A 19,577-nucleotide genomic window follows, 5' to 3' on the forward strand; every position below is an offset into this window, starting at 1 on the left:
CGTGGAGGAAAATCAGGGGGTCACGTCAAATTGAACAGCACGTCCCACGAGATATCGAGCATCAGGTTGGGATCGGCATCCAGCGCCTTCTTCATGATTGCGATGTGCTGGTTCGGGTCCATCTTGGACAGTTCCTTCGACAGACCCATGTGCGCCCAGACGATCTTGTTGTTGGGATAGGTCTTCAGGATCTGCTGCATCAATGGCACGAACTGCGTGGGATTGGCGTCGTTGCCTAGGTCGGAGTGCAGCGTGATCGGGATGCCGCGCTCCTCCAGCACTTTCATGAACGGCGCCCACTTGGCGATGCTCTCGGGCGTCGCGGGCTCGTGCAAGTTCTTGAGCAGCGCCTGCTTCTCGACGTTGGCCTCGCCCATCCACTTGAACATGCCGGGGAATTCTTTGTCGTAGAGCTTGATGTTGTCGACTGCGGTCTCGGGATGCGCGAGGTCGGTGAACGTCATCGACAGCGTGATGTTGAGGTTGGGGTGCGGGATGACCTTGGTCTCCTGCCCATTCACAAAGTCGTTCTTGATGCTCGGCAGCGCGGTCGTCCCGGGGCAGTCGAGGTAATAGGTGCAGGACGAGCGCATGTCGATCGACTGGCCGATGCCGAAGTAATTGACGAACCGCACGCCGAGCTTGTCGAAGTAGTCGAACAGTTCAGCCGGAGGGAGCGCCTGGCCGCCGAACGGACGGGGGTGGAAGTGCGCATCGACCAGCGCGCCGTAAGATTCGGTCTTGCGGTCATAGCAGTCCTGCTTCTTGCCCTTCTCGAACGAAGCCAGCGGACGGTTGGGCCGGGCCATTTGCGCCGGCGTGGCGGGCGGCGGGGGCGCAGCTTGTGCAGCGGCGGAACCCTGACCCCCGCCGACGACCGCAAGTGAACCAAGTGTCGTCAGCGTGAGCAGGCTCACGCGAAGCATCGCGATTTTCCTCATTACTATTGCCCTCCAGTTTTTGCCTACCCACAACTTCGACTCTTTCGCCGGTTAGGCTACTTTGCGTCGTCAGATTCTAGATTTGGCGGAGGTAGTAAAACATAAGGGAAAACCCGCGTAGTTTCCTCGGGCAGTACCTAGTCACACCGATGTGTATTCCAACGACGGTTAAGTGTACAAATGCTCACAGGTATTCAGAAATTTAGGTCAGGCATGCAGGGCAGCGTGACCGCCAATTGGCCACGATACGAAAGCCGCGAAGTGCCAGACCGTCACGATCTGAAAGGCCGAATGCTCAGCCGGCTTCACCAGTGATCTCAGAAATGAAGTGGTGTCCTAGCCATCACCGACTGCGTCAGCCTAAGAAACCGCCGGCAGCGGCGAACGCCGACAGGAGCGGCTTCAATTCCCTTCTCATTTGGACCGTATCACGCCTCAATTATATTGTGGCGAACCGCATAAAGGACGAGTTCCGATATGTTGGTCATCTCGAGCCTACGCATCGCGGCTGAACGATGCGTCTCAACTGTCTTCACGCTTATTCCGAACAAATGCGCGACTTACTTGTTGACCTTACCTTCAGGAATTGGCTGCACTATTGGCGCTTGCAACCAGTGAGTACAATTCTAGAACCGTCATCATGATCTTTGGAAATGAAGTTTTACAGTAACATCTGAGAAATACCGCTGACGAAATAAGGTTCATGCGCAGACGGTAATTCCACAGCAGCAGCAATCAGTTCAGAGGCATTGTCAGATTTCAGGACCTGTCCACGCGCACCAACGCGCAGAATTTCCAGAAGAATGGCTTCACGATCATGCATGGTGTACACGAGAACGTACATGCACCGCGACCCGGCACTGGCTCAGGCGGCCATCCGCAAGCGCGAAGAAAGAGCAATTTCTCCCAACTAGTCGCCCAACTGCCCCGATGGCGTCCGCCAGAACGGGACTCAACATCACAGGAAAATCGCTGGAATCCAAATGTTTGGAAAGTGGTAGCGGAGGAGGGACTCGAACCCCCGACACGCGGATTATGATTCCGCTGCTCTAACCAGCTGAGCTACTCCGCCATACCGTGGCCACCCTGGGGCAGCTCGATCTGGTGCACCGTTGCTGCGGTGCAGGCCGCGTCCTTTAGGCAGGAGGGGACGATCGGTCAACACCCAAAACGCAGGCAAAAACATCGGGCTCAGCCGCGGAACGCAACGACCCGCAGCGGCCGCCACAGGCCCTCCTCCCAGCTATAGAGACCAAAGCCCCGGAAGCGGAACGAGGCGGGTTCCAGCATCGGTCCGAGTTCCGCCTGAAGCGCGCGGGCGGCCTGGCTTGTCACCTTGTTCTGGATGGTCACGTGAAGACGCAGCGGCTGGGCGTCCTGCTGCGTCAGAAGGCCGTGCATGCGTTCGGCGATGACGCCGTGCAGGTCGACCATCTCGGGGCTATCGATGGCGATGGCCGTGCCCGTACCCAGCTTCATCAACCCGGCGATTCGGGCCGGTGGCGGCGGCGCCTTGGCCAATGCACCGAGCACGCCAAGCAGTTCCGCCTCCACCGAGGGCGGCAACGCGTGGAACAGCGTGACGTGCGCGCGCAGCCGGTTGCGCTCCGGCGGATAGTGCGCCCGGCGTAGGCCGTCCGCCCAGGCGAGCACGTCGTCCGGCAGTTCGGCAGTGACCAGCAGCGGGGCACGCGGATTGCGCGGCCCCGTCGCCATCCAGTCCGGCGCAGGCGAACTCACGCCGCGCGCAAGGCTTCCAGCACGCGCTCGGGAGCCGATTCGCCGTAGGGGTCCTCGTCCGATCCCACGTCGTTGATGCCGGGCTCCTCGAACCAGCCGGTGACTGTGTTGTCATCGACGATCATCGCATAGCGCCACGAGCGCAGCCCGAAGCCGAGGTGGTCCTTGTCGATCAGCATGCCCATGCGGCGGGTGAAACTGCCCGAGCCGTCCGGCAGCAGCCGCACTTTCGAGAGGCCGAGGTGCTTGCCCCACTGATACATGACGAAAGCGTCGTTGACTGAGAGGCAATAGACCTCGTCTGCCCCCGCGGCGCGAAAGTCGTCGTAGAGGCGCTCGAAAGCGGGGCATTGCTCGTTGCTGCAGGTGGGCGTGAAGGCACCGGGCAGGGAGAAGATCACCACCTTCTTGCCCGCGAATTCGTCGCGCACGGCGAAGTCTTGCCACTTGAACGGATTGTCACCGCCCAGCGCCTCGTCGCGCACGCGGGTCTTCAGGGTGATGTCGGGTATCTGGCGGTCGAGCATGGTTCCTCCGGTTCGGCGCAGGCGGTTTGTCCTGATTGCCAGAATGCCCGGGACGCGGCAAAGTTCATCGACACCGGACGAATGGGACGAGGCACGCCATCATGCGCACATTCCGGATCATCTCGGTCGCCATCCTGCTCTGGAACCTGGTGGGCGACGCCTTCTACATCATGCATGCCATCGCCGACCTTCACGCCCTCGGCCGCACGGATCCGGCGACCGCCGACGCCTTCCGCGCGATGCCGGTCTGGGCCTGGTTGGCCTATGCCGTGGCGGTGTGGCTCGGCACGGCAGGCGCGGTGCTGCTGCTCACGCGGCGCAAGGCGGCCTGGGTGTTCTTCGCAGCGTCGCTGGGGGCGTGGTAGTGCAGTTCGGCTGGACGTTCCTGGGCTACGGGCTCATCGCCGTCAAAGGCTGGTCGACCGTGATCTTCCCGGCGGTGATCTTCGCGATCACCCTCGCCTCGCTGCTCTACGCCCGCGCGAAGGCGGCGGACGGGACGCTGCGCTGACCGCTCAGAGTTCGCCGCGCTGGCGGCGGATCGCGAACCACTTGGCGACGTTGCGGTTGTGCTCGGCCAGCGTGCCGGCGAAGGCGTGCCCGCCGGTGCCGTCCGCGACCATGTAGAGCGCGTCGGTCTTCGCCGGGTTCAGCACCGCCGCGATCGATTCGCGGCCCGGGTTGGTGATCGGATGTTTGGGCAGGCCGACCATCGTATAAGTGTTGTAGTCGTTGACCGCCTGGATTTCCGACTGGAGGATGCGGCGGCCCAGGCGCTTGCCCTTGGTGATCGGGTAGATGATCGTCGGGTCCGCCTGGAGCAGCATCCCCGTCCGCAGGCGATTCGAATAGAGCCCGGCGACCATGCGGCGTTCCGACGGCTTGCCGGTTTCCTTCTCGACGATCGAGGCCAGGATCAGCGCCTGCTCGGGCGTCTTCACGACGAGGTTCGGAGCGCGTCCCGCCCAGAGTTCCTTGAGTGTGCGGCTCATCGCCGCCTGCATTCGGCGCAGCACCGCCTCGCGCGGCTCGCCACTTTCGATGGGATAGCTGTCGGGCAGGACCGAGCCCTCGGCAGGCGAAGTCACGTCGCCGGTGAGTGCGGTCTGGGCCTTGAGGCGTTCGTAGACCATGATCGAAGGCATGCCCTCGGGCACGGTGACGAGGCGACGCACGAAATCGTCGCTGGAGATGATCGCCAGCACCCGCGAAGCGCTGGCGTGGGCGGGAATGGCGAACTCACCCGCCTTGATCCCGCCGCCGCCGCCGAACACCCGGGCGCGCAGGGTGAACCCGGAGGCCGAGCGGATGACGCCCTTGTCCTCCAGCCGGGCGGCCACGGTGGCCAGGCTGGCGCCGTTGGGCACGAGGAAGTGCGCATCCTTCTCGAGCGGGCCGGAACCATACCAGCCGCCCAGGAAGCTCCACAAGGCTCCGACGATGGCCACGGCGAGGACCGCTGCCAGAACGCATCCACGCCGGGACATCATCGGATTTTGCCTCAATCGACCTTGCGCAGCACCAGGCTGGCGTTGGTGCCGCCGAAGCCGAAGCTGTTGTTGAGCACGGCGCGCACTTCACGCTTCTTGGCGACGTGCGGCACGAGGTCGACGCCCACGCAGCTGTCGCTCGGGTTGTCGAGGTTGAGCGTCGGGGGGACGATCTGGTCGCGCAGGGCGAGGATGCAGAAGATCGATTCGACCGCGCCCGCGCCGCCCAGAAGGTGGCCGATCGCCGACTTGGTCGAGCTCATCGAGACGTTGTCGATCGCATCGCCGAACAGGCGGCGCACCGCGCCCAGTTCCAGCTCGTCGCCCAGCGGGGTCGAAGTCCCGTGGGCGTTGATGTAGTCGATGTCCTTGGGCTCGAGGCCCGCCTTGCGCAGCGCCATCGCCATCGAGCGGTAAGCGCCCGAGCCTTCCGGGTGCGGCGCGGTGACGTGATAGGCGTCGCCCGAGAGACCATAGCCGATGACTTCGGCGTAGATCTTCGCGCCGCGCGCCTTGGCGTGCTCGTATTCCTCGAGCACGACGACGCCCGCGCCCTCGCCCATCAGGAAGCCGTCGCGGTCCTTGTCGTAGGGGCGGCTGGCCTTTTCGGGCTGGTCGTTGAAGTTGGTCGAGAGCGCGCGGGCCTGCGCGAAGCCGGCGATGCCGATCGGGCAGATGGTCGCTTCCGCGCCGCCCGCCAGCATGATGTCGGCGTCGCCGTCCTTGATCATACGCGCGGCGTCGCCGATCGAGTGCGCGCCGGTCGAGCAGGCGGTGACGACCGCGTGGTTCGGACCCATCAGGCCGTACTTGATCGAGACCTGGCCCGAGATCAGGTTGATGAGGCGGCCGTGGACGAAGTGCGGCGAGACGCGGCTCGGGCCCTTCTCGGCCAGCACCAGCGATTCGCTCTCGATGCCGGGAAGGCCGCCGATGCCCGAACCGATCGAGCAGCCCGCCATGTAGCGGGTTTCGAGATCCATCTCGGTCAGGCCGGCGTCCTCGATCGCCTGTCCGGCGGCATCGATGCCGAAGACGATGAACGGGTCGACCTGGCGCTGGACCTTGTGATCCACGCGCTTGTTGGCATCGAAGCCATATTCATGGTCGGCCGGCTTCACCTCGGCGGCGATGCGGCACTTCTGGTCCGAGGCATCGAACTTCGTGATCGGCCCGGCGCCGGACTTGCCGGCAAGGATGTTGGCCCAGGTGGTCTCCACGTCGCCGCCCAGGGGGGTGACGAGGCCAAGACCGGTTACGACAACACGACGCATTATGTTCTCCGAAAATCCTTCGGCCCAAAAGGCAACAGGCCCGCCCCCTTAGAGGTCGAGCCTGTCGATTTCAATCCGGTGTTGCATTCCGGCCCCACCCCTCACGAGCGGGGACCCGGACTGCAAGGCCGCAATCAGCCCTTGTTCTCTTCGATGTACTTGATGGCATCGGAGACGGTGCTGATCTTCTCGGCTGCGTCGTCGGGGATCTCGACGCCGAATTCTTCCTCGAAGGCCATGACCAGCTCGACGATGTCGAGCGAGTCAGCGCCCAGATCGTCGATGAAGCTGGCGTCTTCGGTAACCTTCTCGGCTTCCACGCCCAGGTGCTCGACGACGATCTTCTTAACCCGATCGGCGGTATCGCTCATGTGTATAGACCCCTTCAAAAATCGGAGGATTGATATCTCGTCAGCCGCCCTAATGAACGGGCGGCGCGCTGGCAAGGGGCTTGGGTCATACCCCGAAGGTGACGTGACCCTCGTTATCCACGGTCCAGGCAGGATTCCATGCAATTTCCCAAGCGTTGCCATCGGGATCGGCGATGTAGCCGCGATATCCGCCGTGGGGCGGCGCGTCAGCGGGGCGAAGCAGCGTGGCCCCTGCCGCGACGAGCCGTTCGATCCCTGCGTCCACCGCCTCGGCGCTTTCGACGTTGCTCGCCAATGCGAAGCTGCCGGGCGGGACACCTGGGCGCTGCATGTCGGATTCGAGCTGCGCCTTCTCCCAAAGGCCGAGCATCAGCCCGCTCATCTGGAAGAACGCAACGTCGTCCTGTTCGAACACCGGCTCCCAGCCGAATCCCTCGCGGTAGAACGCCTTTGAGCGGGCGACGTCGGCGACGCCGAGCGTGATGACGGAGATCTGCTGTTGCATATCGGGCCAACGTCGATCCCCGGATATTCGTTCCGGGCGAGCCTTGGCGGCCGCACCCCGCACCGTTAGCAACGCGGCATCATCATCGGGGGACATAATGCCGACGACGACCAATCCGCTCTCCCTGTTCGCAATCGGCGCAGGCGCCCTGCTCCTCATCGGCGCCGACGCACCGGCGCCCGACCCTGCCCCGGCGATCGCAGCTTACGACAAGGCGCTGAACGCGTCGCTGCGGCCCGGCCGCTGGGTCGGCACGTTCACCGAGCACGGCAACGGAGCGGGGCCCGAGGGGTCCGACCCCGTCGACCTGTGCGTTGCCGCGGAAAAGCCGGAGCCCTTCCCGGCCCCTTATGCGAAAATTTTCACAGGCATCGCGAAGGCGGGCGCCTGCACTGCAACGCCGGGCGCGGCGAGAGCGCTGGATTTAGCCATGAACTGCCGGATAGGAGATGCGGCGCCGCTCGACGTGGTTTCGACAGGGGCTGTCGGTGCAGACCAGGCGGAAATCGCGGTAGTCATCAGCGTGCAGGGCAAGGAAGCCGCGAGGCTGACCACGTCGCTCAAGCGCGTCGGCGGCTGCGAAGGAGGCGACAAGAGCGCGAAAGACTGAAACAAATCGGGCTGCCGGCAAGATTATGAACCTCGCCGGCAGCCCTGATCTATCGCAACGTCGATCCCGCTATGCCGGGACGATGCGGCCATCATCCCGCATCGGGGGCGACGATCCTGCCTGCTGCCGGGGCGGCCTGCTTGGTAGGCTCCACCACGCGCATGTGCAGTTCGCGCAGCTGCTTGTGCTCGGCGGGCGACGGCGCGCCCATGAGCAGGTCCTCGGCCCGCTGGTTCATCGGGAACAGCGAGATTTCGCGCAGGTTCTGCGCGCCGCAGAGCAGCATCACGATCCGGTCGACGCCGGCAGCCATGCCGCCGTGCGGCGGAGCGCCGTACTGGAAGGCGCGGTAGAGACCGCCGAAGCGCTCCTCCACGTCCGCCTTGGTCAGGCCGGTCATCTCGAACGCCTTGACCATCAGTTCGGGGCTCTGGTTACGGATGGAACCCGAAGCGATCTCGAAACCGTTGCAGACGAGGTCGTACTGGAACGCCTTGATGGTGAGCGGATCCTGGCCTTCGAGCGCTTCCATCCCGCCCTGCGGCATCGAGAACGGGTTGTGCGCGAAGTCGACCTTCTTGTTGTCCTCGTCCCACTCGTAGAATGGGAAGTCGACGATCCAGCAAAGCTCGAAGCGGTCCTTGTCGATCAGGCCCAGCTGTTCGCCCACGCGGGTGCGGGCGAGCCCTGCCAGCTTGGCAGCCTGCTCTTCCTTACCGGCGGCGAAGAACACGCCGTCGTTGGGGCCGAGGCCCAACGCCGAGATCAGCGCGGCGGTCTTTTCCTCGCCGTGGTTCTTGGCGATCGGGCCGCCGGGGACGCCGTCCTTGATGTTGATGTAGCCGAGGCCGGAGAAGCCCTCGCCCCGCGCCCAGTTGTTCATCTCGTCGAAGAACTTGCGGCTGCCGGCACCCGCGCCCGGAGCCGGGATCGCGCGGATCACGCCGCCGTTGCCGACGATCCCGGCGAAGATGCCGAAGCCCGATTCGACGAAGTGCTCGCTCACGTCCTTGATGATCAGCGGGTTGCGCAGGTCAGGCTTGTCCGAACCGTAGTCCAGCATCGACTGCGCGTGCGGGATGCGGCGGAACCCACCCGAGGGGGTGACCGGCTTGCCGTCCGCGAAGTCGGCGAAGACGCTCTGCAGCACGGGCTCCATGGTCTCCCAGATTTCTTCCTGGGTGACGAAGCTCATTTCGAGGTCGAGCTGGTAGAACTCGCCCGGCAGGCGGTCGGCGCGCGGGTCCTCGTCGCGGAAGCAGGGCGCGATCTGGAAGTAGCGGTCGAAGCCGGCGACCATCAGCAGCTGCTTGTACTGCTGCGGCGCCTGCGGCAGCGCGTAGAACTTGCCCGGATGGATGCGGCTGGGCACCAGGAAGTCACGCGCGCCTTCGGGGCTGGAGGCGGTGAGGATCGGCGTCGAGTATTCGGTGAAGCCGATGCCTTCCATCTTGCGGCGCATGTCCGAGATGATCTTCGTGCGCTTGACGATGTTGGCGTGCAGCGTCTCGCGGCGCAGATCGAGGAAGCGGTACTTGAGGCGGATGTCCTCCGGGTACTCCTGCTCGCCGGCGACCGGCATCGGCAGTTCCTCGGCCTTGGAGATGACCGTCGCGGCGCGGGCGTAGACCTCGATCTCGCCGGTGGCGAGGTTGGGGTTTGCGGTGCCGGCGGTGCGCGCCTTCACGTTGCCCTCGATGGTGATGACGCTCTCGAGGCGGAGCGAATCGAGCAGCGGGAACGCCTCGCTGTCGGTGTCGGCGACGATCTGGGTCAGGCCGTAGTGGTCGCGCAGGTCGACGAAGAGGACGCCGCCGTGATCGCGCTTGCGATGGACCCAGCCCGAAAGACGGACGGTCTGGCCGACCTCGACGCTGCCGAGAGCGCCGCAGGTGTGAGAGCGATAGGGATGGGTCATGGCGGGTTCGTGCTCTTCAATACGAAAATCGGATACTCGCGCCCCTAGTCGACCGATGACGCGATTTCCAGACGTGGTTTGGTTTTCCTTGGTCGGTTTCGGCTCCGGGACCGCCGCAATGGTCTGCCGCCGCCGAAAACCGCTTCTGGGCGGATGACACGAATTTAATCGCATCCTTCACATCTTGAACACTTTTCCTGTCGGCGGCACCCCTCGGTAACCCGCCGTAAACCATTGCAGCCTAATCCCGCAGGCAGGGGTCTGACGCGCAAGATCAAGCGGGAAACAATGATGCTGGCACATGACGAGCTGGACGCACTTCTCGAGCAATCCACCTATCAACGCAGCGATGCCGAAGCGCCCTTCACGCAGTGGGCGGATGCGCCGATCGCCGCGCCCACCATCCCTGCGCCGGAGGAAGAGTTCGGCGCCCTGCTCGAACTGCGCCAGCTTGCCGAACCCGAAGCCGATCCCGGCGACGATGCCGAGGCCTGGCACCTGCCCCCGCCCGGCATCCACACCACGGGCACCCAGCTGCGCCGCCGCCTCGTCACGGCCGAGAGCATTGCCGAGCTGGACACGCAGCGAAAGCCCTCGCTTGTCCAGCGGCTGCTGCGCAGGTCATAAACATACGACAAAAGGCTGACACGGGGCGTTGATCCCCCGCCGTGTTCGGCGTAACGCCTCGCTTCAATGAAAATTCACCCGCTGATAACGAAAACCGAAGATCTCGCCGATCTGTGCGGGCGCCTCTCGAAATCCGATTTCGTGAGCGTCGACACCGAGTTCATGCGCGAGAACACCTATTGGCCCGAGCTCTGCCTGGTGCAGATCGCCAATACGGAGGAAGCCGCCGCGATCGACCCGCTCGCGCCCGGACTCGACCTCAAGCCCCTGTGGGACCTGCTGACCGACAACGAGGACGTCCTCAAGGTCTTCCACGCGGGCGGCCAGGACGTCGAGATCGTGTTCAACTTCACGGGGCGCACGCCGCACCCGATCTTCGATACCCAGATCGCGATGATGGCGATCAGCCAGTCCGAGCAGATCGGCTATTCCAACCTCGTCGAATCGTGGCAGGGCCTGACGATCGACAAGGGTGCCCGCTTCACCGACTGGTCGCGTCGTCCGCTCACCGACCGCCAGATCGAATATGCCATCGGCGACGTCACCCACCTCTCCAAGATCTTCCCCAAGATGCTCAAGCGCCTCATCAAGACGGGCCGCGGCGAGTGGCTCGATCAGGAAATGGAAAAGCTGGCCGACCCCGAGCACTACCGCAACGACCCGCAGCTCGCGTGGAAGCGGATCAAGGCTCCCGGCCGCAACCCGCAGGTGCTCGGCCGCCTCAAGGCGATTTCCGAGTGGCGCGAGATGGAAGCGCAGGGCAAGAACATCCCGCGCGGCCGCATCGCCCGCGACGAAACGCTGGCCGACATCGCCAGCCATCCCCCCAAGACCCAGGGCGATCTCGCCAAGGTACGCGGCCTGTCGCAAGGCTGGAAGGACAACGAAATCGGACGCCGCCTGATGAGCGTTCTGGAAAAGGCGGAAGCCTTGCCGGACGACGAACTGCCGCCCCGCGCCCCTCGCGGCGCGCCGCTCGGCAAGGAAGGCGCACTCGTCGCCGACCTGCTCAAGCTGCTGCTCAAGATCCGCGCCCGCGAGATCGACGCCGCATCGCGCCTTCTCGCCCGCAGCGAGGAGCTGGAACTGCTGGCGGCTGGTGTGCGCAAGAACCTGAGCCTGCTGGAAGGCTGGCGCTACGAGGTGTTCGGCCGCGACGCGCTCGACCTCGTCGAAGGCAAGCTCGCCTTCGCGGTCGAGAACGGCAAGCTCAAGATGACGCATGTCGACGATGCTGCGAAGGCTGCAGCGGCGGCAGCTGACGAAGATGCTGCTGCCGAAGACGAAGGCGAGGCATAACCTCCGATCGATCGTCACCCTGGCCGGCGCCGGGGTGACGGTATCTTAAGCAAGCGCGCGTGCCATCCTGTATTCAAACGATTGGCTAAACTGCGGAAGTCATGCGATAGCCCTTACGTGACCGTTTACCAACCCACGCTCAAGCAGCTCCAGTACCTCGTCTCGCTCCACGAGCATGGCCACTTTGGCCGCGCGGCAGATGCCTGCTTCGTCTCGCAATCGACTCTTTCGGCGGGCCTGCGCGACCTCGAGACATTGCTCGGCGTGACATTGGTCGAACGCACGAAGCGGGCCGTCCGCTTCACGCCGCTGGGCAATTCCGTGGTCGCCAAGGCGCACCGCATCCTGCGCGAGACCGAGGAACTGTCCGACCTCGTCCAGTCGAGCGGCAAGCCTCTCTCCGGGGAGCTGCGGATGAGCGTGATCCCGACGATCGCGCCGTTCCTTCTGCCCCGGATGCTGCCGCGCCTCAGGCGCGAGCGTCCCAACCTGAAGCTGTTCCTGCGCGAGGAACCCAGCGCCGCCGCCGTCGAATCGCTCCACCACGGCCGGGCCGACTGCGTGCTGCTGGCTCTGCCCTACGCCACCGGCGAGGTGGAGAAGGAAACGATCGAACTCGACGCCTTCTTCGTCGCCTTCCCCAGCGATTATCCGCACAGCCCTCCGGCCGAAGTCGGCCCGGAACTGATCGACGAGAACCGCCTGCTGCTGCTGGAAGACGGGCACTGCCTCAAGGATCACGCCCTCGCCGCCTGCAACCGGCCCGAACTTCGGGCCAGCGCGACGATGATCGGCACCAGCCTGCACACCCTGGTGCAGATGGTCGACAACGGCCTTGGCGTCACGATGCTGCCCGAGATGGCGCTGGATGCCGGAATCCTCAACGGCACCAACGTGGTCGCGCGCCCGCTGCTCTCGCCCAATGCCAACCGCGAGATCGCGCTGGTCTGGCGCCGGAACTCGCCGCGCTCGGACGAATTCCGGATGCTGGCGGACGAACTGCGCGCGGGCTGAAATCAGGCCCCTCGCCGCAGTCCCTGCAGCGCCAGTCCGACCACCGAAATACCGATCCCCAACATGGACACGCCGGTCCAGCCCCACTGGTGCCAGATCGCCGTCGCCGCGCCCGAACTGGCGGCGCCGGCGAGGAACATCATGGCCATGTAGACCGTGTTGATCCGCGAGCGCGCCTCGGGCCGCAGCGCGTAGATGACGCTCTGGTTGGAAATTTGGCTTAACTGCACCGCGACGTCGAGGGCGAGGACGCCGACCACCAGCCCCGCGATCGACTGCCAGAAGGCAAACACCAGCCAGGACACCAGCGTCAGCGCGCTCGCGAAGACGATCACCCGCTGCGGCCCGCCCCGGTCGGCCAGCCGCCCGGCGACAGGCGCGGCCAGCACGCCCACCGCGCCGAGCACGCCGAACAGCCCCGCCGCCTCGGGGCCGAGGCCGAACTGCGGCTCCTGCAGGCGCAGCGCCAGGATGGTCCAGAACACGCTGAACACGCCGAACTGGCAGCACTGGGTGAAAGCAGCGAGGCGCAGCGCAGGAAACTCGCGCCACAGCCCCCACAGCGAAGCGAGCAGCCCGCCGTAGCTCATCCCGGCAGGCTCGGGGCGGCTGCGAGGCAGCATGAGGGCCATCATCCCGGCCGTCACGAGCGCCAGCGGCGCCGCCAGCCAGAACATCGCCCGCCAGCCGAACGTGCCCGCCACGAAGCCCGCCACCGTCCGGCTCAGCAGGATGCCGCAGAGCAGCCCTGCCATCACGATGCCCACGACCACGCCGCGCCGGTCGGGCGGCGCCAGCGTGGCGGCAAGCGGTACGATCTGCTGCACCACGCAGGCGAGCAGGCCGACTAGCAGCGAGGCGGCCAGGATCGTCGGGCCGGTCGGCGCCAGCGCCACCAGCGCCAGCGCGAACGGCAGCGCAAGGCACTGCAGCACGATCAGCCGCTTGCGCTCCAGCAGGTCGCCAAGAGGCACCAGCAGGACAAGCCCGGCAGCATAGCCAAGCTGCGTCACGGTCGGCACGTAAGTGACCGCGACGCCCGTCACCTCGCGCTCCATCAGGCCGAGCATGGGCTGGCTATAGTAGATGTTCGCGACGGTGAGGCCGACGGCGGCGGCCATCGCGAAGAACACGGCATTGCCGATGGGCGCGGGCGCCGACCTAGCTTTATCGGTCATGGTGCATGATCTTGGCGGTAATGGTCTGTTCCTTGGCATAGTCCCCCGCCCGGCCGCGCCGCCTGCCCTTGCGGCGTGCTCCTGCCAAGCGCGCAGTACGCAAGCGGAGCACCCGGCAGCGCAACGACACCGCGCGTCAGTCCATGTATTTCAGACCGGCACGCAGGTAGTCCCAGCCGGTCACCACGGTCAGCGCGGCGGCTGCCCATAGCGTCGTCAGGCCGACCGTGTGCGGCACGTTGATCTCGAGCCCGCCGAGCCACACGTTCCACCACGGCGTCGCCGCGCCGAGGATCAGGGCGCCCAGCGAGATGAGCTGGAACGTCGTCTTCCACTTGGCGAGGCGGCTGACCGGCACCGAGACTTGCAGCCCGCCCAGAAACTCTCGCAGCCCCGATACGGCGATCTCGCGCACCAGGATCACGAGGCCCGCGATCACATGCGCATCGCCCACATAGGGCCCGCGAAGGATGCCCTGCGCGGTCAGCACGAGGATCACCGTGGCGATCATGATCTTGTCGGCGATGGGGTCGAGGAACACGCCGAGCTTGGAAACGGTGCCGCTCGACCGGGCGAGGTAGCCGTCGAAATAGTCGGTGATGCCCATCAGGCAGTAGAGGCCAAAGGCCAGCCCGTAGCCGAACTCCCACCTGGGCCACCACAGCAGGAAGGCCAGCAGCGGCAGCGTGACGATGCGCGAAAGGGTGAGGATGTTCGGCAATGTGAGCATGATGGCATTGCCATAGCGCGCAAGTGTGGCGGGAATAAAGTGCTCAACGGGGGTTGTGCCCCCGCCCGGTCCCTTTAAGTGTCCCCGCGACCCCAGAGCGAGGCCATCCGGCACCTTACCGATCATGACCACGACGACCAAACTCATCCGGGCCCGGAGATTCCTGCCCCTCTTCGTGACCCAGCTCCTCGGCGCGTTCAACGACAACCTGTTCAAGAACGCCATGATCCTTTTCGTGGTCTACGAGGTCTATCACTCCGAGGCGCAAGAGGCCCGCTTCAGTGCGCTGGCCTCGGCGATCTTCATCATTCCCTTCTTCCTGCTCTCGGCCTTGGCCGGGCAGCTCGCCGACATGCGCGACAAGGCCAAGCTGATACGCGTCATCAAGGCCTGCGAGATCGGCATCATGCTGGTCGGAGGCGCGGGCCTGGCGCTGGCCTGGCAGGGCTTCGAGATCGAGCCGCTGGCGATCCCGCTGATGTTGCTCGCGCTGTTCGCGATGGGCGTGCACTCCACCTTCTTCGGCCCGATCAAGTACGCGATCCTGCCCCAGCACCTGCATGACGGAGAGGTCCTTTCCGGCACCGGGCTGGTCGAGGCGGGCACTTACATCGCCGTGCTGACGGGCACCATCGTCGCCGGGTGGATCGAGGTCGAACATGCCGCCATCGGCGTCATCGTCTGCGCGATCATCGGTTTCTTCGCGGGCCGCGAAGTCCCTCCCGCGCCGCCGCTGTGCGAGCCTGAGCCGCTCGACTATCACTTCGTCCGCGCCTCGATAAATCTTGTGCGCACCACCATGAAGGATCGCCGGGTGTTCCTGGCGATCTGCGCGATCAGCTTCTTCTGGGCGATCGGCACCGTGCTGTTCATCCAGTTCCCGCCGCTCGCCAAGAACATGCTGCGCGCCAGCAAGGAAGTGGCGAGCCTGTTCCTGGTGATCTTCTCGGTCGGCGTCGCTTTCGGTTCGGTGGCGATCAATGCGCTGCTCAAGGGTACCGTCTCGGCGCGATGGTCGCCGATATCGGTGATCGGCATGGGCGCTTTCCTGGTGGCCTTCCAGCAGGTCTGCCGCATCTGGCCGCCGCATTCCGGACCGGACGTGATGATGGACGTGGCGACTTTCGTGGTCCAGCCGCTGGCGATCCCCCTGATGCTGACGTTGCTTGGCATTGCCGTGTGCGGAGGCATGTTCGTGGTGCCGCTTTATGCGTTCCTCACCACGTTCGTCGAGAAATCGCAGACCGCGCGCACAATCGCCGCGAACAACATCGTCAACTCGGGTGCGATGGTGGTCGGCTCGCTGGCCACCGGCGCGATGACTTTCCTGGGCATCGCGGTCGCGCAGCAACTGCTGGTCGTCTCGCTGAGCTGCCTCGTCTCGGCCTGGATCGGCCACCTGCTGTTCCGCGCGGAAAAGGTTGCCGCGGCTGGTTGAGGCGCGGGCGGGGCTTCATTGCTGCGCCTTTCGCCTTCCCGTCCTCGTCATTCGATCTTCCTCGCAATGACGCGGCGGAATTGAAGAGGAACGTCGAGCTGAGCCGAGTGGGGAGCAAATCAGAGGGCGGGCCCATTCGGACGCGCCTTTGCCGTGCCGTCAGGCGATGAACAGGCTGACTGCGACAAAGCCCGCGCAGTAAGTAGCCAGAAAGCGCTGCCAGTCTCCGCCGGCGAGCCGCCAGCGCCGCGCCGCTTCGCGATTTTCGCCATCCTTCACGTCCCCGGGCAACGGATCCGTGAAGACGTGGGGCGGCAGCGAACGGCGGAACCAATGCCCGGCCGATTCCTGCGTGAGGACGAGTGCGCGACGTGTCATGCTTCGCATAATGCACGTCTTAACGATTTGTTTACCTTCTCGTAAAGACGGCCTTCAATCGCTTCCCGAAACGGGACGCCCGTGTCGGCCTGCGCTGGCCATGCAGCGGGGAATCAAAGAAAAAGGGCCGCCCGAAGGCAGCCCTTGATCGTTTTTCGCTGGAAGAGCGAAGGTCAGATGCGGTCGCCGAGGGCGCCCTTGACCTTGCCGGCTGCTTGCTGCAGCTCGCCCTTCTTTTCCTGCGCGACGCCTTCGGCCTTCTGCGCGGGATCATTGCGGGCGTCGCCGGCTACCTGCTTGGCGTTGCCGGCGATTTCGTTGCCCAGACCCTTCACGGTATCGGTGAGCTTACCCATGGCGAAATCTCCTTGATCTGTCGGCGAAACCATCCGCCGGTTACAGGGAGATAAATGCGCAAAGGCCTGCCCGGTTGCCGGCGGACGACAAGGCGTGGCCTACGGGCGACCACCTGTCGTCCCGCCTTCGCAAGGGCGACAAGGACCTTCGCGCTGTCAGCCGCCCGCCAGTTTCAGCACATGCTCCCACTCCTGCGGCGTTACCACGCCCACCGACAGGCGCGAGAACTTCACGAGTTCCATGTCGGCCAGCGCGGGATCGGCCTTGGCCTCCTTGAGCGTCACCGCCCGCTTGAGCTTGCGTACCGGCTTGAGCTTCACTGCCGCCCACTTGCCCTCGGGGTCGCTCGGATCGGCGATGCCGGACTGGGTGATCTCGGCGATGGCGACGATCTCCTTGCCGATGTTGGAGTGGTAGAAGAACACCTCGTCTCCCGGTTTCATGGCGCGCAGGTTGCCCGCGGCGCGGTGGTTCCGCACGCCGTCCCAGGTGCCCTCCCCCTCGGCGACGAGATCGTCCCAGCCGTAGGCGTCGGGTTCGGTCTTCATCAGCCAGTAGCTCTTCGCCATCGATCGCCTTTCCGTTTCATGTCCGGCCACAAGCCCTTAAAGGGGCGGGATACCGACTCGTTACGGATTGCACTACCATGGACCTTGCCGAAATCCCCGTCCTCAGCCTCGATGCCGACCGCGACGAGTTGCCGCGCCGCATCGGCGAGAGCTTCCGCAGCTTCGGCTTCGCGATGATCCGCGACCATGGCATCGACCAGACCCTGATCGAGCGCGCCTGGGACCTGACCGCGCAGTTCTTCGCACTGCCGGTCGAGGTGAAGCAGAAGTATTTCATCACCGGCCAGGGCGGCGCCCGCGGCTACACCCCGTTCCGCACCGAAGTCGCCAAGGGCGCGAGCGAGAAGGACCTCAAGGAGTTCTGGCACGTCGGCCGCGACGTTCCCGCCGATTCCCCGCTCGCCGCCTCGATGCCGCCGAACATCTGGCCCGCCGAGATTCCCGGCTTCCGCGAGACGTTCGAGGAACTCTACGCCCAGTTCGACGAGGCGGGCGCCAAGGTGCTCTCGGCCATCGCCATCGACCTCGGCCTCGATTCGCGCTGGTTCGACCCGGCGATCGACGACGGCAACTCGGTGCTGCGCCTGCTGCACTATCCGCCGGTGGGCGAAGGCGCCGGCGGCGCCATCCGCGCCGGCGCGCACGAGGACATCAACCTCATCACGCTGCTCCTCGGCGCGCAGGAAGCCGGCCTCGAACTGCTGGGCAAGGACGGGCGCTGGCTCTCGATCGCACCGCCCGAGGGCGCGCTGGTAGTCAACATCGGCGACATGCTGCAGCGCCTGACCAACCACGTCCTGCCTTCCACCACGCACCGCGTGCGCAACCCCTCGGGCGAGCGGGCGGGCCACAGCCGCTATTCGATGCCCTTCTTCCTCCACCTGCGCAGCGACTTCCCGTTCGTCACCCTGCCCGAATGTGTCAGCGAGGAGAACCCGGACCGCTATCCGGAGACGATCACCGCCGACGATTACCTGCAGGAGCGCCTGCGCGAAATCGGCCTGAAAGCCTGAAAACCCGCTATTCCGGGACTGAACACCGGAATGGCGTTAAGCCCGCCGACACCCCCATTAACCAATATCTGAGAAGGTTTACTTAGGCTTGCTCCCCTAAGGACGAGACCCTTGAGGGGGGCATTGCTGTGCTAGCAGCGAATTTCGATTTTGTCGGCCATGACACCGACGATGATGGGATGCGGGAGTTCGACGTCGTCGCGCTCGGCATCGTGACGGCGGCGATCATCCTGTTCGTCGCCACCGGAAGCGCGATCGGGCCGCGCGTGGTCCAGTCGCTCGCCGGCCGTGGGCCCGGTCCCGACAGCTTCATGCTCGACGCCTTCCTCCTCAACATCGCCATCATCATCTTCGGGTGGAGCCGCTATCGCCAGCTCTGCGAGGAGATCTTGCTGCGCAAGGCGGCCGAGCGCGCCGCCCGGCGCCTTGCCGAAACCGACCCGCTTACCGGTTTCCTCAACCGCCGCAGCTTCAACTCAGGGCTCGACGCCCTGATCGCGCAGGCCCTCGATCCGGCAGACGCAGGGCGCGTGGTCGCATTGATGATGATCGACCTCGACAACTTCAAGCAGGTCAACGACTACAACGGCCATGGCACCGGCGACATGTTGCTGTGCGAATGCGCCAGCCGCATCTCCGCCAGCGTGCCTAAGGAGGCCCTCATCGGCCGCATCGGCGGGGACGAGTTCGCCATAGCCCTTTCCTTCGAACGTTCGCGCCCCGAGAGCGTCGACCGGATCGCTCAGGTGCTGGTCCACGCGATCGGCGAAAGCGCGCGTATCAACGCCGTCAGTGTCGACGTCACCGCTTCGATCGGACTCGCCCGTTCCGACCGGCTAGTCGTCGATTCGCGCGCGGCCGGCGCCAAGGCCCTGCTGGAGATGGCGGATATCGCCATGTACCATTCCAAGCGCCAGGGCCGGAACGCCTACTCGTGGTTCGAACCACAGATGGCCGACGAGATGCGCTTCCGCTCGCAGCTGGAGAACGGCATCCGCCAAGGCATTCCGCGCGGCGAATTCGTGCCTTTCTACGAGCAGCAGGTCGACCTGAAGACCGGCGAGCTGATCGGCTTCGAAATGCTGGCGCGCTGGGATTCGCCGCAGTTCGGCATCGTCGCGCCCGACATCTTCATCCCTGTCGCCGAGGATATCGGCGCCATCGCCGAGCTCTCGCAGAGCGTGATCGCGCAGGCACTGGAGGACGCCCGCATGTGGGACCCGCGCCTGACGCTGGCGGTCAACATCTCGCCGATCCAGCTTCGCGACCCTTGGTTCGCGCAGAAGCTGCTGCGGATGCTGGTGGAAGCGAACTTCCCACCGCAGCGGCTCGAGATCGAGATCACCGAGAGCTGCCTGCACCACAATCTCGGGCAGGTGCGCTCGCTCATCACGAGCCTCAAGAACCAGGGCATTCGCGTCAGCCTCGACGACTTCGGCACCGGCTACAGCTCCATCGCCCAGCTGCGCCAGCTGCCGTTCGACCGCATCAAGATCGACCGCAGCTTCGTCTCCAGCCTCGTCGACAACAAGGACAGCGCCGCCATCGTCCACGCCGTCGCCACGCTCGGCCAGGGGCTCGACCTGCCGGGCACCGCC

The 19,577-nt window shown here is 65.0% G+C and carries 24 protein-coding genes and 1 tRNA gene; 9 read left to right on the forward strand and 16 right to left on the reverse strand.

Annotation, left to right across the window (positions count from 1 at the left end; genetic code table 11):
* Nucleotides 1–20: 20 nt before the first annotated feature.
* The 6 genes from PMI02_RS04810 to PMI02_RS04825 form a co-directional block, all read right to left on the reverse strand.
* Nucleotides 21–926: an amidohydrolase family protein gene (locus PMI02_RS04810; RefSeq protein ID WP_052025432.1), complete on the reverse strand. Its 906-nt coding sequence runs from the start codon at nucleotides 924–926 to the stop codon at nucleotides 21–23.
* Between the two features lie 443 nt (nucleotides 927–1,369).
* Nucleotides 1,370–1,492, reverse strand: coding sequence for a LuxR C-terminal-related transcriptional regulator (locus PMI02_RS28320; protein WP_369751206.1), 123 nt, complete (start codon nucleotides 1,490–1,492; stop codon nucleotides 1,370–1,372).
* A 110-nt stretch (nucleotides 1,493–1,602) separates the two neighbouring features.
* The gene (locus PMI02_RS26960) at nucleotides 1,603–1,785 is read right to left on the reverse strand and encodes a hypothetical protein (RefSeq protein WP_157222384.1); all 183 of its coding nucleotides are present in this window, start codon (nucleotides 1,783–1,785) and stop codon (nucleotides 1,603–1,605) included.
* Nucleotides 1,786–1,936: 151 nt separating this feature from the next.
* Nucleotides 1,937–2,013 (reverse strand) — tRNA-Met (locus PMI02_RS04815).
* A gap of 119 nt (nucleotides 2,014–2,132) precedes the next feature.
* A complete protein-coding gene (locus PMI02_RS04820; protein WP_238538985.1) occupies nucleotides 2,133–2,681 on the reverse strand; it encodes a 2'-5' RNA ligase family protein in 549 nt (182 codons plus the stop codon).
* Complete coding sequence (locus PMI02_RS04825; RefSeq protein WP_007679549.1) at nucleotides 2,678–3,208, reverse strand: peroxiredoxin; 531 nt, start codon at nucleotides 3,206–3,208, stop codon at nucleotides 2,678–2,680. Before PMI02_RS04825 ends, PMI02_RS04820 begins: the two co-directional genes overlap by 4 nt.
* A 101-nt stretch (nucleotides 3,209–3,309) precedes the next feature.
* Here PMI02_RS04825 and PMI02_RS28325 point away from each other — a divergent pair, with 101 nt between their 5' ends.
* Together PMI02_RS28325 and PMI02_RS28330 are read left to right on the forward strand one after the other, a co-directional pair.
* Entirely contained in the window at nucleotides 3,310–3,573 is a 264-nt protein-coding gene (locus tag PMI02_RS28325) for a hypothetical protein (RefSeq protein WP_007679551.1), read from the forward strand.
* Nucleotides 3,567–3,719, forward strand: coding sequence for a hypothetical protein (locus PMI02_RS28330; RefSeq protein WP_369751207.1), 153 nt, complete (start codon nucleotides 3,567–3,569; stop codon nucleotides 3,717–3,719). The genes PMI02_RS28325 and PMI02_RS28330 overlap by 7 nt, the downstream gene beginning before the upstream one ends.
* 4 nt (nucleotides 3,720–3,723) lie before the next feature.
* Here PMI02_RS28330 and mltG read toward each other — a convergent pair whose 3' ends face one another.
* From mltG to PMI02_RS04850, 4 genes are all read right to left on the reverse strand, one after another.
* Nucleotides 3,724–4,698, reverse strand: a complete 975-nt coding sequence (gene mltG / locus PMI02_RS04835) for an endolytic transglycosylase MltG (protein WP_007679555.1) — start codon at nucleotides 4,696–4,698, stop codon at nucleotides 3,724–3,726.
* An 11-nt stretch (nucleotides 4,699–4,709) separates the two neighbouring features.
* Nucleotides 4,710–5,972 (reverse strand): beta-ketoacyl-ACP synthase II, encoded by a 1,263-nt coding sequence (gene fabF, locus PMI02_RS04840; RefSeq protein WP_007679558.1) that lies wholly within the window; start codon nucleotides 5,970–5,972, stop codon nucleotides 4,710–4,712.
* Nucleotides 5,973–6,106: 134 nt separating this feature from the next.
* Nucleotides 6,107–6,343: an acyl carrier protein gene (locus PMI02_RS04845; RefSeq protein ID WP_007679564.1), complete on the reverse strand. Its 237-nt coding sequence runs from the start codon at nucleotides 6,341–6,343 to the stop codon at nucleotides 6,107–6,109.
* An 85-nt stretch (nucleotides 6,344–6,428) separates the two neighbouring features.
* Nucleotides 6,429–6,962 carry a VOC family protein gene (locus PMI02_RS04850; protein WP_238538986.1) on the reverse strand — a complete coding sequence of 178 codons (534 nt, stop codon included), beginning with the start codon at nucleotides 6,960–6,962 and terminating at the stop codon, nucleotides 6,429–6,431.
* Between PMI02_RS04850 and PMI02_RS04855 the strand changes: the two genes are divergently transcribed.
* Complete coding sequence (locus PMI02_RS04855) at nucleotides 6,946–7,458, forward strand: hypothetical protein (RefSeq protein WP_007679570.1); 513 nt, start codon at nucleotides 6,946–6,948, stop codon at nucleotides 7,456–7,458. The two genes, PMI02_RS04850 and PMI02_RS04855, sit on opposite strands and share 17 nt — an antisense overlap.
* Nucleotides 7,459–7,549: 91 nt before the next feature.
* Here the strand turns inward: PMI02_RS04855 and aspS are convergent, their stop codons facing one another.
* A complete protein-coding gene (gene aspS, locus PMI02_RS04860; RefSeq protein ID WP_007679572.1) occupies nucleotides 7,550–9,376 on the reverse strand; it encodes an aspartate--tRNA ligase in 1,827 nt (608 codons plus the stop codon).
* Between the two features lie 291 nt (nucleotides 9,377–9,667).
* Here aspS and PMI02_RS04865 point away from each other — a divergent pair, with 291 nt between their 5' ends.
* The 3 genes from PMI02_RS04865 (at nucleotide 9,668) to PMI02_RS04875 (ending at nucleotide 12,316) form a co-directional block, all read left to right on the forward strand.
* Nucleotides 9,668–10,003: a hypothetical protein gene (locus tag PMI02_RS04865; RefSeq protein WP_007679575.1), complete on the forward strand. Its 336-nt coding sequence runs from the start codon at nucleotides 9,668–9,670 to the stop codon at nucleotides 10,001–10,003.
* Nucleotides 10,004–10,069: 66 nt separating this feature from the next.
* Nucleotides 10,070–11,302, forward strand: coding sequence for a ribonuclease D (gene rnd, locus PMI02_RS04870; RefSeq protein WP_007679580.1), 1,233 nt, complete (start codon nucleotides 10,070–10,072; stop codon nucleotides 11,300–11,302).
* A 117-nt stretch (nucleotides 11,303–11,419) separates the two neighbouring features.
* On the forward strand, nucleotides 11,420–12,316 hold the full coding sequence (locus PMI02_RS04875) for a hydrogen peroxide-inducible genes activator (protein WP_007679582.1): 897 nt from the start codon (nucleotides 11,420–11,422) through the stop codon (nucleotides 12,314–12,316).
* A 2-nt stretch (nucleotides 12,317–12,318) separates the two neighbouring features.
* Here PMI02_RS04875 and PMI02_RS04880 read toward each other — a convergent pair whose 3' ends face one another.
* Together PMI02_RS04880 and pgsA are read right to left on the reverse strand one after the other, a co-directional pair.
* On the reverse strand, nucleotides 12,319–13,494 hold the full coding sequence (locus tag PMI02_RS04880; protein ID WP_007679584.1) for an MFS transporter: 1,176 nt from the start codon (nucleotides 13,492–13,494) through the stop codon (nucleotides 12,319–12,321).
* A 136-nt stretch (nucleotides 13,495–13,630) separates the two neighbouring features.
* Nucleotides 13,631–14,224 (reverse strand): CDP-diacylglycerol--glycerol-3-phosphate 3-phosphatidyltransferase, encoded by a 594-nt coding sequence (gene pgsA, locus PMI02_RS04885; RefSeq protein ID WP_007679585.1) that lies wholly within the window; start codon nucleotides 14,222–14,224, stop codon nucleotides 13,631–13,633.
* 124 nt (nucleotides 14,225–14,348) lie between these two features.
* On the opposite strand from pgsA, the gene PMI02_RS04890 reads away from it, so the two are divergent.
* Nucleotides 14,349–15,662, forward strand: a complete 1,314-nt coding sequence (locus PMI02_RS04890) for an MFS transporter (protein ID WP_007679586.1) — start codon at nucleotides 14,349–14,351, stop codon at nucleotides 15,660–15,662.
* Between the two features lie 159 nt (nucleotides 15,663–15,821).
* On the opposite strand, the gene PMI02_RS04895 is transcribed toward PMI02_RS04890, so the two are convergent.
* The 3 genes from PMI02_RS04895 to PMI02_RS04905 form a co-directional block, all read right to left on the reverse strand.
* Entirely contained in the window at nucleotides 15,822–16,040 is a 219-nt protein-coding gene (locus PMI02_RS04895; RefSeq protein WP_238538987.1) for a hypothetical protein, read from the reverse strand.
* Between the two features lie 173 nt (nucleotides 16,041–16,213).
* Nucleotides 16,214–16,396, reverse strand: a complete 183-nt coding sequence (locus PMI02_RS04900) for a CsbD family protein (RefSeq protein WP_007679588.1) — start codon at nucleotides 16,394–16,396, stop codon at nucleotides 16,214–16,216.
* 156 nt (nucleotides 16,397–16,552) lie between these two features.
* On the reverse strand, nucleotides 16,553–16,966 hold the full coding sequence (locus tag PMI02_RS04905) for an EVE domain-containing protein (protein WP_007679589.1): 414 nt from the start codon (nucleotides 16,964–16,966) through the stop codon (nucleotides 16,553–16,555).
* A gap of 77 nt (nucleotides 16,967–17,043) precedes the next feature.
* Between PMI02_RS04905 and PMI02_RS04910 the strand changes: the two genes are divergently transcribed.
* Complete coding sequence (locus PMI02_RS04910) at nucleotides 17,044–17,979, forward strand: isopenicillin N synthase family oxygenase (RefSeq protein WP_007679590.1); 936 nt, start codon at nucleotides 17,044–17,046, stop codon at nucleotides 17,977–17,979.
* 179 nt (nucleotides 17,980–18,158) lie between these two features.
* Nucleotides 18,159–19,577 (forward strand): bifunctional diguanylate cyclase/phosphodiesterase (locus PMI02_RS04915; RefSeq protein WP_036502341.1); only part of this gene is annotated, 1,419 nt, incomplete at its 3' end.

The sequence above is a fragment of the Novosphingobium sp. AP12 genome, from assembly GCF_000281975.1.
GTDB lineage: Bacteria > Pseudomonadota > Alphaproteobacteria > Sphingomonadales > Sphingomonadaceae > Novosphingobium.

Bases quoted from the DNA above. Each gene is read 5' to 3' on its own strand.
- pgsA (WP_007679585.1), bottom strand. From the start codon at position 14,224: ATGCTCACATTGCCGAACATCCTCACCCTTTCGCGCATCGTCACGCTG.
- PMI02_RS04865 (WP_007679575.1), top strand. From the start codon at position 9,668: ATGCTGGCACATGACGAGCTGGACGCACTTCTCGAGCAATCCACCTAT.
- rnd (WP_007679580.1), top strand. From the start codon at position 10,070: ATGAAAATTCACCCGCTGATAACGAAAACCGAAGATCTCGCCGATCTG.
- PMI02_RS04880 (WP_007679584.1), bottom strand. From the start codon at position 13,494: ATGACCGATAAAGCTAGGTCGGCGCCCGCGCCCATCGGCAATGCCGTG.
- PMI02_RS04900 (WP_007679588.1), bottom strand. From the start codon at position 16,396: ATGGGTAAGCTCACCGATACCGTGAAGGGTCTGGGCAACGAAATCGCC.
- PMI02_RS04845 (WP_007679564.1), bottom strand. From the start codon at position 6,343: ATGAGCGATACCGCCGATCGGGTTAAGAAGATCGTCGTCGAGCACCTG.
- aspS (WP_007679572.1), bottom strand. From the start codon at position 9,376: ATGACCCATCCCTATCGCTCTCACACCTGCGGCGCTCTCGGCAGCGTC.
- PMI02_RS04905 (WP_007679589.1), bottom strand. From the start codon at position 16,966: ATGGCGAAGAGCTACTGGCTGATGAAGACCGAACCCGACGCCTACGGC.
- PMI02_RS04895 (WP_238538987.1), bottom strand. From the start codon at position 16,040: ATGACACGTCGCGCACTCGTCCTCACGCAGGAATCGGCCGGGCATTGG.
- PMI02_RS26960 (WP_157222384.1), bottom strand. From the start codon at position 1,785: ATGTACGTTCTCGTGTACACCATGCATGATCGTGAAGCCATTCTTCTG.
- PMI02_RS04825 (WP_007679549.1), bottom strand. From the start codon at position 3,208: ATGCTCGACCGCCAGATACCCGACATCACCCTGAAGACCCGCGTGCGC.
- mltG (WP_007679555.1), bottom strand. From the start codon at position 4,698: ATGATGTCCCGGCGTGGATGCGTTCTGGCAGCGGTCCTCGCCGTGGCC.
- PMI02_RS28325 (WP_007679551.1), top strand. From the start codon at position 3,310: ATGCGCACATTCCGGATCATCTCGGTCGCCATCCTGCTCTGGAACCTG.
- PMI02_RS04910 (WP_007679590.1), top strand. From the start codon at position 17,044: ATGGACCTTGCCGAAATCCCCGTCCTCAGCCTCGATGCCGACCGCGAC.
- PMI02_RS04890 (WP_007679586.1), top strand. From the start codon at position 14,349: ATGACCACGACGACCAAACTCATCCGGGCCCGGAGATTCCTGCCCCTC.
- PMI02_RS04855 (WP_007679570.1), top strand. From the start codon at position 6,946: ATGCCGACGACGACCAATCCGCTCTCCCTGTTCGCAATCGGCGCAGGC.
- PMI02_RS04810 (WP_052025432.1), bottom strand. From the start codon at position 926: ATGCTTCGCGTGAGCCTGCTCACGCTGACGACACTTGGTTCACTTGCG.
- fabF (WP_007679558.1), bottom strand. From the start codon at position 5,972: ATGCGTCGTGTTGTCGTAACCGGTCTTGGCCTCGTCACCCCCCTGGGC.